Annotated in this window: 16 protein-coding genes; 5 read left to right on the forward strand and 11 right to left on the reverse strand. The window is 68.6% G+C overall.

All coding sequences use genetic code 11. The annotated features are described in order from the left end of the window. Positions 1 to 64: 64 nt before the first annotated feature. From ACIRGA_RS18935 to ACIRGA_RS18975, 9 genes are all read right to left on the reverse strand, one after another. Complete coding sequence (locus tag ACIRGA_RS18935; RefSeq protein ID WP_400942648.1) at positions 65 to 385, reverse strand: hypothetical protein; 321 nt, start codon at positions 383 to 385, stop codon at positions 65 to 67. Next, positions 382 to 588 (reverse strand): DUF397 domain-containing protein, encoded by a 207-nt coding sequence (locus ACIRGA_RS18940; RefSeq protein WP_016331337.1) that lies wholly within the window; start codon positions 586 to 588, stop codon positions 382 to 384. Before ACIRGA_RS18940 ends, ACIRGA_RS18935 begins: the two co-directional genes overlap by 4 nt. 209 nt (positions 589 to 797) lie before the next feature. Continuing rightward, positions 798 to 1,619 (reverse strand): helix-turn-helix domain-containing protein, encoded by an 822-nt coding sequence (locus ACIRGA_RS18945; protein WP_400942650.1) that lies wholly within the window; start codon positions 1,617 to 1,619, stop codon positions 798 to 800. Positions 1,620 to 1,704: 85 nt separating this feature from the next. Further along, positions 1,705 to 1,923 carry an acyl-CoA carboxylase subunit epsilon gene (locus ACIRGA_RS18950; RefSeq protein ID WP_400942652.1) on the reverse strand — a complete coding sequence of 73 codons (219 nt, stop codon included), beginning with the start codon at positions 1,921 to 1,923 and terminating at the stop codon, positions 1,705 to 1,707. Further along, positions 1,920 to 3,557 (reverse strand): acyl-CoA carboxylase subunit beta, encoded by a 1,638-nt coding sequence (locus ACIRGA_RS18955; protein ID WP_400942654.1) that lies wholly within the window; start codon positions 3,555 to 3,557, stop codon positions 1,920 to 1,922. Before ACIRGA_RS18955 ends, ACIRGA_RS18950 begins: the two co-directional genes overlap by 4 nt. A gap of 55 nt (positions 3,558 to 3,612) precedes the next feature. Then, positions 3,613 to 4,278: a response regulator gene (locus tag ACIRGA_RS18960; RefSeq protein ID WP_400942656.1), complete on the reverse strand. Its 666-nt coding sequence runs from the start codon at positions 4,276 to 4,278 to the stop codon at positions 3,613 to 3,615. Next, the gene (locus ACIRGA_RS18965) at positions 4,275 to 5,426 is read right to left on the reverse strand and encodes a sensor histidine kinase (protein WP_400942657.1); all 1,152 of its coding nucleotides are present in this window, start codon (positions 5,424 to 5,426) and stop codon (positions 4,275 to 4,277) included. The genes ACIRGA_RS18960 and ACIRGA_RS18965 overlap by 4 nt, the downstream gene beginning before the upstream one ends. Before the next feature lie 68 nt (positions 5,427 to 5,494). Beyond that, positions 5,495 to 6,313 (reverse strand): SRPBCC family protein, encoded by an 819-nt coding sequence (locus ACIRGA_RS18970; protein WP_400942659.1) that lies wholly within the window; start codon positions 6,311 to 6,313, stop codon positions 5,495 to 5,497. A 53-nt stretch (positions 6,314 to 6,366) separates the two neighbouring features. Further along, positions 6,367 to 7,137: an NAD(P)H-dependent oxidoreductase gene (locus ACIRGA_RS18975; protein WP_400942660.1), complete on the reverse strand. Its 771-nt coding sequence runs from the start codon at positions 7,135 to 7,137 to the stop codon at positions 6,367 to 6,369. A gap of 43 nt (positions 7,138 to 7,180) precedes the next feature. Here ACIRGA_RS18975 and ACIRGA_RS18980 point away from each other — a divergent pair, with 43 nt between their 5' ends. The 5 genes from ACIRGA_RS18980 to ACIRGA_RS19000 are packed head-to-tail and all read left to right on the forward strand — an operon-like array spanning position 7,181 to position 11,518. Further along, positions 7,181 to 8,191, forward strand: coding sequence for a GlxA family transcriptional regulator (locus ACIRGA_RS18980; RefSeq protein ID WP_400942771.1), 1,011 nt, complete (start codon positions 7,181 to 7,183; stop codon positions 8,189 to 8,191). A gap of 52 nt (positions 8,192 to 8,243) precedes the next feature. Further along, on the forward strand, positions 8,244 to 8,942 hold the full coding sequence (locus ACIRGA_RS18985; RefSeq protein ID WP_400942661.1) for a lysoplasmalogenase family protein: 699 nt from the start codon (positions 8,244 to 8,246) through the stop codon (positions 8,940 to 8,942). Between the two features lie 59 nt (positions 8,943 to 9,001). Next, entirely contained in the window at positions 9,002 to 9,319 is a 318-nt protein-coding gene (locus ACIRGA_RS18990; protein ID WP_240601514.1) for a helix-turn-helix transcriptional regulator, read from the forward strand. Further along, positions 9,316 to 9,753 carry an SRPBCC family protein gene (locus ACIRGA_RS18995; RefSeq protein WP_400942662.1) on the forward strand — a complete coding sequence of 146 codons (438 nt, stop codon included), beginning with the start codon at positions 9,316 to 9,318 and terminating at the stop codon, positions 9,751 to 9,753. The genes ACIRGA_RS18990 and ACIRGA_RS18995 overlap by 4 nt, the downstream gene beginning before the upstream one ends. A 4-nt stretch (positions 9,754 to 9,757) precedes the next feature. Then, positions 9,758 to 11,518, forward strand: coding sequence for a prolyl oligopeptidase family serine peptidase (locus ACIRGA_RS19000; RefSeq protein ID WP_400942664.1), 1,761 nt, complete (start codon positions 9,758 to 9,760; stop codon positions 11,516 to 11,518). Here the strand turns inward: ACIRGA_RS19000 and ACIRGA_RS19005 are convergent. Both ACIRGA_RS19005 and ACIRGA_RS19010 read right to left on the reverse strand, forming a co-directional pair. Further along, positions 11,515 to 11,940, reverse strand: coding sequence for a VOC family protein (locus tag ACIRGA_RS19005; RefSeq protein ID WP_400942666.1), 426 nt, complete (start codon positions 11,938 to 11,940; stop codon positions 11,515 to 11,517). The two genes, ACIRGA_RS19000 and ACIRGA_RS19005, sit on opposite strands and share 4 nt — an antisense overlap. A gap of 51 nt (positions 11,941 to 11,991) precedes the next feature. Continuing rightward, a complete protein-coding gene (locus tag ACIRGA_RS19010; RefSeq protein WP_400942667.1) occupies positions 11,992 to 12,615 on the reverse strand; it encodes a LysE/ArgO family amino acid transporter in 624 nt (207 codons plus the stop codon). Positions 12,616 to 13,335 lie beyond the last annotated feature (720 nt).

The following is a 13,335-nucleotide window of genomic DNA, read 5'->3' on the forward strand; positions in this document are numbered from 1 at the left end:
GCGTGTTTGAAGGCGTGACTCGCGTGTCTGGAGGTGCGACTCGCGTGTCTGGGGGCGGAAGACGCTAGTTCAGCGGTCTCGGCCCGATTTCACGTTCGAGGAAGCGGTGGTACTCGATGGCCGCGATCGAGTTCTCCAGCTGTTCGAACGTCGGCGCGGGAAGTGCGCCGTTGAAGACGATCGTCAGGCTCTTTCGCGGGATGTTGATGACGTACGGATCGACGTCGAGTTCTTCGCAGTGCTCCCGCAGGACGGCGGTCCAGCGGTCGAGATCCTCGTCCTCGCCGAGGTGCTCCCACCGCGCGACGATCCAGTTGCCGTTGATCAGCTGGCCCGCCATCTCCCGCGGATCGTGGACCATGTACGGCTCGGCGACGTCGTTCATCGTCCGAGGTGTTCGAGGAGCGCGGCGAAGGATTCGGCCGGGAGCACCAGGATCGGCCGGGTCTCGTCCGGCAGTGCCCACTGCTTGGTGTCCCGGATCCCCACGAGGCCGGGCGCGGTGCCGACCTCGACGCAGGCGTTCTCTTCCCAGTGCGTGTAGGTCGACTTGTGCCAGCCGGTCATGTTCTCGTGCCAGGTGGTCATCGGAGGCCCTTTCCCCAGTGACTGTTTCGGCAAGTAGACGGGTTGCGCGGCAGCAAGGTTGGCGAGATCGGGTGATCTGTGTCCGCTCGTCGGTGAACGGCTTCGGTGATCGCGTTCGGCGCACGGAATGGGGCCTTCACCGACAGCTGCTTTACTCACGATGCACTCCCGGGGTGCATAGCGCAAAGGGTCTTAGGTCACCGAAGTGGTCAGACCGCGAGCTCTCGGTAGTCGGCGGCGATCCGCGCCAGATGCGAACAGGCGATGTCGTCGTAAGTGGCGTAGCGCTCGACTTCGGCGAAGTTCTTCTCGTAGTCGGCGACTTCGCGTTCGTCCGTGACGAGCGCCGTGGCCGTCTGCGTCCCGAGGAGCACCGCGCGCGAGTCGTAGATGTCGAAACCGTGGAGGACGGGGACCGACACCGGCGTGGTCCACGGGATCACGCCCAGCCGCACCCGGCCGCGGCGGGACACCTCGATGAGGTGGCCGAGCTGGGCCAGCATGGTCGCCGCTCCGCCCATGTTCCAGCGCAGGGCGCCTTCGGTCAGCACGAAGTGGAACTCACGGTTCGAGTCGAGGATCCGCTGGCGCTCCAGCCTGGCCTCGACCGTCTGGTCGCGTTCGTCCTCGGGCAGGGAATCGCCGAACAGCGCGGTGATGTAGTCGCGCGTCTGGAGGAGGCCGAACACGATGGTCGGCTGGAAACCCCGGATGCGGGCGGAAGCCGTCTCGATCTTGCCGATGCGCTGCTGCATCCGCCAGGCACCGCGCTGGAGGACGACGCGGGCGGACGAAGCCTCTTCGCGCAGGTCCCGGGTGATCGCGACCAGCGTCCGCCGGACCTTCGCGGGCGCGCGATAGAGGCGGCACAGCGCGACGACCTGGTCCTCTGTCGGCATGAACGCGCCGGTCTCGACCCGCGAGATCTTCGACTGGCTGAGGCCGGCGAGTTTCGCCGCTTCGGTACCGGATAGCCCGGCGGCCTTGCGCAGACGGCGCAACTCGGTGGAGAGGTGGTCCTGGTTCGTCACGCACGGCTTTCTGGGGCGATCGCGGTCGAGGAGGACTGTCACGATAGCCCGCGGAAGGCCGATCCGCGTTGTTCGCCGAGCCGTCTCAGCGAGGAAGCGCCGAAGCCCGCCAAGCTCCCTCGCTGGGGGCGAGCGGGGCTCGTACGAGCGAAGCCTTGTCCGCCCACCACGAATCCCGTTTCGGCGCCGGTTCCGGTGCCCGCGCGCTCGCCGCCGCCGCGACGACGGCGGTGAGCGCGGCGAGCTCGGCGTCGTCCGGGTTGCCCCGGACGACGCGCAGCAGCGGGGTTTCGGGCGCGGTCACAGCGGGATGTTCCCGTGCTTCTTGGGCGGCAGCGACTCTCGTTTGCCCTGGAGCAGCGAGAGCGCCTTCGCGATGTGGCCGCGGGTGTGCGCGGGCACGATCACCGAGTCGACGTAGCCACGCTCGGCCGCCGCGTACGGGTTCAGGAGGGTGTCCTCGTACTCCTGGATCAGCTCGGCCCGCAACGCGTCGACGTCCTTGCCGTCGGCGGCGGCCGCGGCGAGTGTCTTGCGGTGCACGATGTTCGCCGCGCCCTGCGCGCCCATGACCGCGACCTGCGCCGTCGGCCAGGCCAGGTTGATGTCCGCGCCGAGATGCTTCGACCCCATGACGTCGTACGCGCCGCCGTACGCCTTGCGGGTGATGACGGTGACGAGCGGGACGGTCGCTTCGGCGTAGGCGTAGATCAGCTTCGCGCCGCGCCGGATGATGCCGTTCCACTCCTGGTCGGTGCCGGGCAGGAAACCCGGGACGTCGACGAAGGTCAGCACCGGGATGTTGAACGCGTCGCAGGTGCGCACGAACCGCGCCGCCTTCTCGGACGCGTCGATGTCGAGGCAGCCGGCGAACTGGGTCGGCTGGTTCGCCACGATGCCGACACTGCGTCCGTCCACCCGGCCGAAACCGACCAGGATGTTGGGTGCGAACAGCTCGTGCACCTCGAGGAAGTCACCGTCGTCGACGACGCGGTTGATGACCTCGTGCATGTCGTACGGCTGGTTCGGCGAGTCCGGGATCAGCGTGTCGAGTTCGCGGTCGGACTCGGTGACGTCGTCGAAGAAGCCGGGCTTGGGCGTGTCCGTTTCGAACAGCGGCGCCTCGGACAGGTTGTTCGCCGGGAGGAACGAGAGCAGTTCCTTGACGTAGGCGATCGCGTCCTCGTCGTCGGAGCCGAGGTAGTGCGCGTTGCCCGAACGGGTGTTGTGCGTGCGCCCGCCGCCGAGTTCCTCGAAGGAGACCTCTTCACCGGTCACGGTCTTCACGACGTCGGGGCCGGTGATGAACATGTGCGAGGTCTTGTCGACCATCACCACGAAGTCGGTCAGCGCGGGGGAGTACACGTGCCCGCCCGCGTTGGCGCCCATGATCAGCGAGATCTGCGGGATGACGCCGGACGCCTTGACGTTGCGGTTGAAGATCTCGCCGTACAGCCCGAGCGAGACGACGCCTTCCTGGATCCGCGCGCCGCCGCCCTCGTTGATGCCGATGATCGGGCGGCCGGTCTTGATCGCCAGGTCCATCACCTTGACGATCTTCTCGCCGTACACCTCACCGAGTGAACCGCCGAAGACGGTGACGTCCTGGCTGAACACGCACACCGGACGGCCGTCGACGGTGCCGTAGCCGGTGACGACGCCGTCGCCGTAGGGCCGGTTCTTCTCCTGGCCGAAGTTCACCGAGCGGTGCTTCGCCAGCTCGTCGAGCTCGACGAAGGAGCCTTCGTCCAGCAGCAGGTCGATCCGCTCGCGAGCGGTCTTCTTGCCCTTGGCGTGCTGTTTCTCCACCGCCCTCGCGGAACCCGCGTGCACCGCCTCGTCATACCGGCGGTACAGGTCGGCCAGCTTGCCGGCCGTCGTGTGGATGTCCGGTTCGTCCTCGGGCGGCGTCCCGAGCGGCTCCGTCGCACTGCTCATGAAACCGCAGCCTAGCTACTCGACGGTCACTTCGCGTGTGGCGTAGGCAACGTCGTCACTGGACCGAGGCGCGCACCAGACCGGACTCGTAGGCCGCGATCACGAGCTGCGCCCGGTCCCGCGCCGCGAGTTTGTGCAGCAGATGGCCGATGTGCGTCTTCACCGTCGCCAGCCCGAGGTGCAGCGTCCCGGCGATCTCGTCGTTCGACAGGCCGCGCGCGATCAGGCTCAGCACCTCGCGTTCACGCGCGGTGATGTTCTCCAGCGAGGCCGCGACACGCTGGCCGGGTTCCGGCAGCCGGGCGAATTCGGCGATGAGCCTTCGCGTGATCGAAGGGGCGAGAAGCCCTTCGCCCGCGGCGACGACCCGGATCGCGGTCAGCAATTCGGCGGGCGGGGTGTCCTTCAGCAGGAAGCCGCTCGCGCCCGCGCGCAGGGCCGAATAGACGTAGGCGTCGAGATCGAAGGTCGTCAGCATCAGCACGTGGACGCCTTCGGTGGCGGCCGAGGCGCAGATCCGCCTGGTCGCTTCGATCCCGTCCAGCTCCGGCATACGGACGTCCATCAGCACGACGTCGGGGCGTTCCTTCTCGGCGAGTTCCGCGGCTTCCGCGCCGTCGCTCGCCTCTCCGACGACTTCGAGGTCCGGCGCGCTGTCGACGAGCACGCGGAAGCTGCCACGCAGCAACGCCTGGTCGTCGGCGATCAGTACGCGGATCATCGTGTCCCCACTTCCTTGGCGGCGTACGGCAGCCGCGCGAACACCCGGAATCCCCCGGCGGGCAGCGGGCCCGCTTCGAAGTCTCCACCGTAGACGGCGACGCGTTCGCGCATGCCGATCAAGCCGTGCCCGCCGGGCGCCGAAGGCGAGCCATCGCCGCGCCCGTCGTCGACGATTTCGACGCTGACCTCGCCCGGGTCCTCGGTGATCGTGACCCGGCACGCCGACGGCCCCGCGTGCTTCACGACGTTCGTCACCGCCTCCTGCGTGATGCGGTAGACCGAAAGCGCGACGCCTTCGGGCAGGTCGTCCACCGCCTCGCCGGTCAGCTCGACCCGCACCCCGGCCTGTCCGGCGCGTTCGGCCAGGGTCCGCAGATCGGCGAGTTTCGGCGCGGGCCCGAGCGCGGCCTCGGGCGTCCCGTCGCCGGATCGGAGGACGCCGAGCATGCGCCGGAGTTCGACGAGGGTCTCGCGGCTGGTGAGTTCGATGACCCGCAGCGCCTCACGGGCTTCTTCGGGCTGCTCCTCCGCGACGTGGTTGCCGACGGCCGCCTTGACCGCGATCAGGCTCATGCTGTGCGCGACGACGTCGTGCATCTCGCGCGCGATACGCAGCCGTTCGTCGGAAACCGCCTGATCGGCCTGGGTTTCGGCGAGCTGGGCCAGGTTCGCGCGCCGTTGCCGCGTCATCCAGCCCAGCGCCCACGAACCGGCGACCCCGCCGCCCGCGAACGCCGTCGAGGCGATCGTGTTCGGCCCGAGCCGCAGCAGTTCGAAGATCATGACGACGACCAGGCCGAGGCCCATCGCGATCAGCGAACGGGCCCGCGGGTTTTCCAGCGCCACGGTGTACAGGGCGCATCCGGTGGCCAGGAGCGCGGCCGGGCCCAGCCCGTTGCCGGCGAGCAGGCCCGGGACCAAGCTGCCGAGTCCGAGGCCGTAGGCGATCAAGGGGTGGTGACGCCGCAGCGCGATCGCGATCCCGCTGGCGGCGACCGTCGCCCAGGCGAGCCACATCGGGATGACGACGAGGAACGTCCAGGTCCGCGCGGCGAGGTTCCCGCCGACCGCCACGACGAGCACCAGCGCGAGGAGCGCGTCGATCGTGTACGCCACCCGCTGGGAGAGCGCCGACGGCTGTTTCATACGGCGAACTCAACCAGACGGACGACGCTCGCGCGTCCGTCCGCCGGAGGTCAACCCCAGGGTGGAGCTCAGCTCCGGTGAACCGCCGCGAAGAACTCTTTCAGCTTCTCGCGCCAGCTTCGCAGCGCTTCGGGCACGACGTCGTCCTGGCCGGCGGGGACGGTCTGGGTCAGCTCGACCATGGTGCCGTCGAGTTCGGAGTGGCTGAACTCCCAGCGGACGACGCCGCCGCGCGGCAGGCTGAGCTCCAGCAGCCGCGGCGGTTCTTCGCGGGTGACCGTCCCCGAGGCCCTTTCGGACGCGAGAAGAGCCCAGACCTCGTCGAGCGGTTTCCAGATCAGATCGCGGCGGAAGCGGATCACCTTGCCGTCGCCGGTTTCCAGGACTTCGCCCTCGGCGAGCCCGAACTCCTCGGTGTAGGCCTCGATCGGGCCGACCCAGTCCCGCGGCGGCTCGTGATCCTCGCCGTCCAGCAAGGCGGCCAGCGCGACGAGGCAGCTGTCCCAACCGGCGGCCGTGCGGCCCGCGGCGATCCTGGCGATGGCGGGCTCGCCTCGGCCGAACGTATGCGTGAACAGGAGACGGCTGCCGTCACCCTCCGGCGTGATCTCCCAGCGCAGGACGTCGTCGTTCCAGCTGAACGCGAAGACGCGAGGTTCGTCGGCTTCGAGGACTTCGCCGACTGTCGGCGTCTCTTCGCCTTCGAAGGTGAACTCGATGGTCCCGCCCGGGCGCAGGTCGACGGTGACCGCCGCGGGGAACCATTTCGCGAGCTCCGACGGTTCGGTGATCGCCCGCCAGACGCGTTCCGGCCGATGCGCGAGACGGCGTTCTATCCGCAGCGCCGGACGTTCTCCGACGGTTTCCAACCGGGCGCGAGCGTTCACGGTCACCTCCTAATGTGCCTTAAAGGAAATATAACCGCAACGTGATACTCGGGTCAAACGTCGAGGTGGACGCCGAGCCCGTTCCGGCCGGGAGCCAGGTCGTCGCGCAGGACAAGGGCGTCGTCGTAGTCGCTGCCGTTCTGGTGACGGAACGGGATCGGGTCCTGTGTGGACAGTGTCCGCAGCCGTTCGCGCAGCGACTCCGCGGCAGCCTCGTACTGCTCGGGCGAAACGCGGTCGGCGCCGCAGATCGTCAGCGGCGGGAGGACGGACATGCCCGCGTACCACAGGGTTCCGTGCTGCAGCGGGAACAGCAGGTCGCCGATCTCGCCGTTCACGCCACGCGGCCCGATGGTGGCCTCCGGCGCGCCCGCGGTCAGCACGACCATGGCGCGTTTCCCGGCCAGCGCACCTTCGCCGTAGCGCGCCGTCCGGCCGTCGGGGCGTCGGACGCCATAGGCGAAACCCTTGACGAAGACGCGGTCGAACCAGCCCTTGAGGATCGCGGGCATTCCGTACCACCACAACGGGAATTGGATGATCACGGCGTCCGCCCACGCCAGCTTTTCGTGCTCGGCGCGGATGTCCTCGCCGAGCTCGCCGCTCTGGAAGGCGTCCTTCGACGTCGAACCGACGATGAGCCGCTCCGTCGAAGCGGCCCGCCCGAAGTCGTCGGCGTCGACGACGGGCTTCCATTTCATCGCGTACAGATCGGATTCCCGGACGTCGGCGCCCTGCGCGCGGAGGGTGCGCAACCCCTCGTCGCGCAGCGAGCCGCCGAGGGAACGGGGTTCCGGATGGGCGAAGATCCACAGCACGTTCATGGTCCCACCGTCGCGCGGTCCGGCCGCCGAGGCGAGTGGCCCGATGGACAATATGTGCAAGAATCGAGCCATGGGCTTTTTCGCGCATCCCGGCCGTCATCGGGTCGCCGTGCTGGTCCGGCACGGAATGCTGGTGATGGAGCTGGGCATCGTCACCCGGCTGTTCGGCACGGCCAAGTCGGCCGACGGCGAGCCGCTCTACGAAGTCGTCACCTGCACGCCGGAACCAGGGCAGATCCGGACCGACGCCGACGTCACTGTCTCGGTCGCGCTCGGCCCGGAGGTGCTGGCCGAGGCCGACACCGTCGTCATCCCGGCATCGTCCACCGAATACGAACCCTCGGGACACGACCTCACCGAACCGCTCGCGCGGGCGCTGGAGCTGATCCGGCCGGAGGCCAGGATCGCGTCGATCTGCACGGGTGCCTTCGTACTCGCCGCCGCCGGCCTGCTCGACGGCCGGAAGGCGACCACGCACTGGCGTTCGGCGCTGGACTTCCAGGCGAAGTTCCCGAAGGTCGCCCTCGATCCGAACGTGCTCTACACCGACGACGGGAACGTGCTGACCGCGGCGGGCGTCGCGTCCGGGATCGACCTCTGCCTGCACATGATCCGCTGCGATCACGGTGCCGCGGTCGCGAACGAGGTCGCGCGCGGAACGGTCGTCTCGCCGCATCGCGAGGGCGGGCAGGCGCAGTTCATCCGGCGGCCGGTGCCGGAGCCGCAGTCCTCGTCGACGGCGGCGGCGCGGGCCTGGGCGCTGGAGAACCTCGACCGGCCGCTGACGCTGCGCGAGCTGGCGGCGAAAGAGGCGATGAGCACGAGAACGTTCACGCGGCGGTTCCGCGACGAGGTCGGGATCTCGGCGTTGCAGTGGCTCACCCAGCAGCGGATCGAGCGGGCCCGTCAGCTGCTCGAAGAGACCGATCTGCCGGTCGACAAGGTCGCCACCGAGGCGGGTTTCGGCACCGCCGCGTCACTGCGCCAGCATCTGCAGGCGGCGCTCGGGGTCTCGCCGAGTGCGTATCGGAACACCTTCCGCGAAGCCGTCTGAAAGTGACTGACCTCCTGGTAACTTACCCAGAAATAAGTTCCGGAGGTGGTTAGTGAAGACCCTCAAGTTCGCCGAACGGCTGCTGTTCGGCGCCGCCGCGATCGGCACGGTGTACTCCGCGAGGACAGGCAATCGGAAGCTGCAGCTGGCGACCAAGCCGGCCGCGGTCCCGGTGCTCGCCGCCCGGGTCGCGCGCTCGCGGGGGCTCGCGCCGGGGGAGAAGGGGCTGCTCGTCGCCGCGTTGATCGCCGCCGGGGCGGGCGACCACTTCATGGGCAGGTCCGACGAGGACGGTCAGCTGATCAAGGGCGCGACTTCCTTCGGCGTGATGCAGGTGCTGTACTCCGCGCTGTTGTGGCGTCGCGGTGCTCGTCCGCGCGCGGCGACCGCGCCGCCCCGGCTGGCGGCGTGGGCGGCGGCCGCGGTCGCGATGGCGTTGCCGAAGCCGTCTCCGGTGTCTTCGGTGCTTTCGGTCTACGGAGGCCTGCTGAGCACGACGTCGACCCTCGCGGCGGACCCGGTGCTGGCGCCGAAGGCCAAGGTCTCGGGCGGAATGGTGGTCCCCTCGCGTGACCGCCGGACCTGGATCGCCGCCGGTGCACTGCTGTTTTCCGCGTCGGATCTGGCGATCCTGATCCGCCGTAACTTCGTCACCAGCGAGCGGGTGCGGGTCAACCTCGAAACCTTCGTGCTGACCTCGTACCTGGCGTCGCAGTGGCTGCTTGTCGAAGGTATGACCGCGGAAAGTTAAGCATCTACTTGACTATCGCTTGGCGTGGGCGGATAGTTAAGCATGTGCCTAACCAACGGATGGACCAGGTGTTCAAGGCGCTCTCCGACGGGACGCGCCGCGAAATGATCGAGCGCCTCACCCGGGGACCCGCCTCGGTGGGGGAGCTCGCGCAGCCGTTGTCGATGTCGCTGCCCGCCGTGATGCAGCACCTCCAGGTGCTGGAGGCGAGCGGGCTCGTCCGGTCGGAGAAGGCGGGGCGTGTCCGCACCTGCCATCTCGAACCGGACGGGCTGCGGATGGCCGAGGACTGGCTCGGCGGACAGCGCACCGGCTGGGAACACCGGCTCGATCGCCTTGGTGGCTTTCTGGACTCCGACGAAGGGAACAGGTCATGACCGTCAAACACGCCACTTTCACCCTGGAGCGCGTCTACCCCGTTGCGCCCGAACGCGTTTTCGCCGCTTGGTCGGATCCGGCCGCGAAAGCCGGTTGGATCACCGTGCCGGGTGGCGGACATTCGCTGGACTTCCGCGTCGGCGGCCGCGAGGCCATCACCGGCCCCGCCGACGGCAAGCGGATGGTCTTCGAGGCGCGCTACGAGGACATCGCGGAAAACGAGCGGATCGTCTACGCGGGGAGGCTCTCCGCGGACGACGTCCTGGCGACCGTGTCGCTCACGACGATCCTGCTCGAAGCCGAGGAAGGCGGCACCCGGCTGACGTTGATCGAGCAGGCCACCTACCTCGACGGACTCGAAGAACCGGCATGGCGGGAGCAGGGCACGGGCGACTGGCTCGATGCGCTGGGGAAGGCTTTGTCGGCAGTATGAACACATGCTGACCGCTGAGCTGATCGTCGACAGCCGTGTCCCGTCGGAACCCGCGCTCTCCCCGGACGGGCGGTGGATCGCCTATCAGGTCGCGACCATCGCGAAGGGCGCCCCCGAGATCTGGCTGGCGGCCGTGGACGGCGAGGAAAAGCCGCGGAAGCTGGCCGAGGGGACCTCGCCCCGGTGGTCGCCTGATTCCCTCTACTTCCTCCGGGACGGGCTGATTCACACGGAGGACGGGCCGCTGTTCGCCTGGCGGAGCGAGATCACCGCGTTTCTTCCGCTGCGCGACCGGATCGTGTTCATCGCCGAGGACGAGACGCCCGCTCCTGCAGTCCGGGTCTGGAGTGAAAGCCTCCGCCCGGCACGGTTGCGGAGCTTCGACCCTCGAACCGGTGAGATCACGACACTGCTCGAAGACCACGTGGTCGACGTCGCCCGCCGTCAGGACGGCAAGGCGCTCGCCGTGGTGACGTGGCCGACCCCGGAACTCGATCCCGGCGGGCTCGAACCCCGGCTTTCCGTGCTGGACCTGGAAACCGGAGAACGGCGCGACCTCGGGCAAACCGCGGTCGAGGCCACGAGCCCCGTCTGGTGGCGGGACGGCGACGACTGGCACGTCACGTATCTCGCGACCCCGGAGATGGTGGGTGGCTGGGCGGTCTTCGACGTGCCCGTGGAAACGGGGGAGCACCGGAACCTGACCCCGGAATCGACCTGCCCGATCAGGCTCGCGCAGGTCGATTCCGGCGCTCCGCTGATGCTCGTCGCCGACGGTCTCGACACGGCCCTCCATCGGCTCGGTGACGGCGAAGTGTCGTTGTGGCGCGGGCAAGCCGACGCGCTGGCCTCGAATGGCGAGATCGTGGCCGTCGTGCTGAGCACCGCTCACCGCCCGAATGATGTCCACTGTGGACCGATCGGCGAACCCTTGACACGGGTGAGCGATATGGCTCCGGAATTCGCCGGTATTTCTTGGGGATCGCAGGAACGCTTGTCCTACAAGGCTTCCGATGGACTTGTGCTGGACGGGCTGCTCGTTCTGCCACCGGGAAAGACCCGGGCCGACGGCCCGTTCTCCCTGATCACCTTGCCGCACGGCGGACCGTACGACCGCTACGCGGACGGCTTCCGGCTCGGCTGGTTTCCGTCCGCGCAATGGCTCGCACTGGCGGGGCACGCGGTCTTCCTGCCGAATGCCCGTGGGGGACAAGGGCATGGACACGAATTCGCCGCCGCCGTCGCGGGACGGGTCGGGCTGGAGGAATGGAGCGATCTCGAAACCGGGATCGATCTCCTCGTCGCCGAAGGGGTGGCCGATCCGGAGCGGCTCGGCATCGCGGGCTGGAGCCACGGCGGGTTCGTGGCGGCCTGGGCCGTGGGCCGGACCAGGCGGTTCAAGGCGGCGTTGATGGGCGCCGGTATCTGTGACTGGGGCATGCAAGCCGCGACCGGCGAGCTCGGCCCGTTCGAAGCCGCGCTCGGCGGAAGTACCGGCTGGGAAGGGGGCGGCCCGCACCGGCACGATCAGCTCAGCCCGATCTCCTTCGCGTCGAAGGTCGAGACCCCCGTGCTGATCGTGCACGGTGCGGACGACACCAACGTCCCGTTGTCCCAGGCGGAATTCTTCCACCGCGCGCTACGCCACTTCGGCGTCGAACACGACCTCGTCGTGTATCCCGGCGAAGGGCATAGGATCTCCGAACGGGAACATCAGCTGGATCTGCTTCGCCGCACTCGCGAGTGGTTCGCGCGGTTGCTTTAGCTCTGCGGGGCTCCGAAGATGTACGTGCCGAAGGTCCATTCGTAGCCTTCGAGATCGTCGACGCGGCAACGGTAGTTGCCCCATTCGGTATCCGTCGGTTCCCAGACCGGCGTAGCGCCGGCTTCGACCGCGGAGGCGAAGATGGCGTCCACGGCCTCCTGCGTCGGAAGACTCACATAGAGGCCGTGGCCGACGGTTTCGCCCTTGCGGGCCGGGCGGTCGTAGTCCTCTTCCGCACTGAACACGACGATCCCGACTCCGCCGAGCCGCAGTTCCGCATGCAGGATCAAGCCTTTGTCGTCGGCGAACTCCGCGACGGTCTCGAAGCCGAAGGCGCGTTCAAGCCAGCGAAGCGCCTTCGGGGCGTCGCTGTAGGCGAGGTAGGCGTGGAGGGAAGCGAGGCGTTCCTGGGTTTCGGTCATGCGGACAGCCTCGCAACCCATGCGGACAACCACGGTCCTCGATTCCAGCCGTCACCAAAGCAGGCGGAGGCCGAGCACGGTGATGAGCGCGCTGGACGCGAGCGCGGTCACCAGCCGTCCACGACGTCCGGTCAAGGCCTTGCCGAGCATGGCGCCGCCGCCCGCGAGGAACAGTTGCCAGCTGGCCGAGGCCGCGAACGCCGCGAGCACGAAGACCACGTGATCCGCTCCGCTCGCCGCGGCCATGTCCTCGCTGCCGAGCACGAGCGCCGCGAAGTAGACCACCGTCGTCGGGTTCAGCAGGGTGATCCCGAGGAGGCTCGCGTAAGCCTTCACCGGTCCGATCGCGACCGGGTCGGTCACCTCGGCTTTCGCGGAGGCACGGAAGTTCCGGACCCCGGTGAGTCCGATGTGGACGGCCAGCCCGAGCAACACCACCACCGAAACCCAGCGCAGCGGCACGGCGATCGGTTCGATGACCGGGATCAGCGAGCCGCCGCCGAGGACCGCAACCAGGGCGTAAAGCCCGTCGGCCGTGGCGACCCCCAGCGCGGCGTACGCACCGATCCTGAGCCCCGACCGGGCCGTCAGTACCACGAGATAGGTCGCGACCGCGCCCACCGGGATGGCGATGCCATACCCGGCGAGCAGGCCCGCGACGAGCGCGGCGCTCACGGCAGGAGTGGTGTCGGCCTCCGCCAGGACCCGGCCTGCTGCTGCACCCGCACCCGTCGGACGACGGTGGACGGCGGCAGGAAGGTGCGGGTCGAAGTCATGGGGAGAAGGATGCGATCGGGTGGCCCCTCGCGCAACGCATTTATGGCGCGTTCGCGAGGCCGGCACCGGCGATCTCGCGTGACTGGATGGACGACACACGTGATCCGGCGGACGACACGCGTGATTGGACGGACGACACGACCGCGGCTAGGGCGCCACCGCGAGTCGTCCACCCGATCACGCGTGTCGTCCATCCAGTCACGCGAAACCGCCGGGGCAGTATCCACCTAAGACGTGGTTGGCTCTATTGAGGGGTAAGTCAAACGTGGCGTGCCGCAGACGTCTAAGCGCCACTGAGTGTCCACAAGGGACAGTTTCCGACCGCGCGGTGTCCGGTTTATAGCTATTAGATATGATCCTGGCCGAGGTCGTGAGTGGTAATGAGGGTTATTGAGGGGCAAGTCAAATATGGCGTGCCGCGCTCCCTTTGCGGCCTGGGTCCGCGCTGACCGACGAGGGCCGGCCGCGCGGCGACTGTCCACAAAGGACACTTTTTGAGCCGCAAGTGTCCGGTTTGAGCAGTCTGCACGGTGTCGCAAGGGGGTGGGGGGGGGGGGGGGGGGGGGGGGGGGGGGGGGCGGGGGGGGGCGGCCCGCGGAGACCCGGCCGCGCCCCCCG

Source organism: Amycolatopsis sp. NPDC102389, assembly GCF_044765885.1.
Taxonomy (GTDB): Bacteria; Actinomycetota; Actinomycetes; order Mycobacteriales; family Pseudonocardiaceae; genus Amycolatopsis.

Excerpts from the sequence above, each read along its gene's own strand:
- ACIRGA_RS18960 (WP_400942656.1), bottom strand. The coding sequence starts at position 4,278 with ATGATCCGCGTACTGATCGCCGACGACCAGGCGTTGCTGCGTGGCAGC.
- ACIRGA_RS18975 (WP_400942660.1), bottom strand. The coding sequence starts at position 7,137 with ATGAACGTGCTGTGGATCTTCGCCCATCCGGAACCCCGTTCCCTCGGC.
- ACIRGA_RS19000 (WP_400942664.1), top strand. The coding sequence starts at position 9,758 with ATGCTGACCGCTGAGCTGATCGTCGACAGCCGTGTCCCGTCGGAACCC.
- ACIRGA_RS18980 (WP_400942771.1), top strand. The coding sequence starts at position 7,181 with ATGGACAATATGTGCAAGAATCGAGCCATGGGCTTTTTCGCGCATCCC.
- ACIRGA_RS18935 (WP_400942648.1), bottom strand. The coding sequence starts at position 385 with ATGAACGACGTCGCCGAGCCGTACATGGTCCACGATCCGCGGGAGATG.
- ACIRGA_RS18955 (WP_400942654.1), bottom strand. The coding sequence starts at position 3,557 with ATGAGCAGTGCGACGGAGCCGCTCGGGACGCCGCCCGAGGACGAACCG.
- ACIRGA_RS19005 (WP_400942666.1), bottom strand. The coding sequence starts at position 11,940 with ATGACCGAAACCCAGGAACGCCTCGCTTCCCTCCACGCCTACCTCGCC.
- ACIRGA_RS18965 (WP_400942657.1), bottom strand. The coding sequence starts at position 5,426 with ATGAAACAGCCGTCGGCGCTCTCCCAGCGGGTGGCGTACACGATCGAC.
- ACIRGA_RS18995 (WP_400942662.1), top strand. The coding sequence starts at position 9,316 with ATGACCGTCAAACACGCCACTTTCACCCTGGAGCGCGTCTACCCCGTT.
- ACIRGA_RS18990 (WP_240601514.1), top strand. The coding sequence starts at position 9,002 with ATGGACCAGGTGTTCAAGGCGCTCTCCGACGGGACGCGCCGCGAAATG.
- ACIRGA_RS18940 (WP_016331337.1), bottom strand. The coding sequence starts at position 588 with ATGACCACCTGGCACGAGAACATGACCGGCTGGCACAAGTCGACCTAC.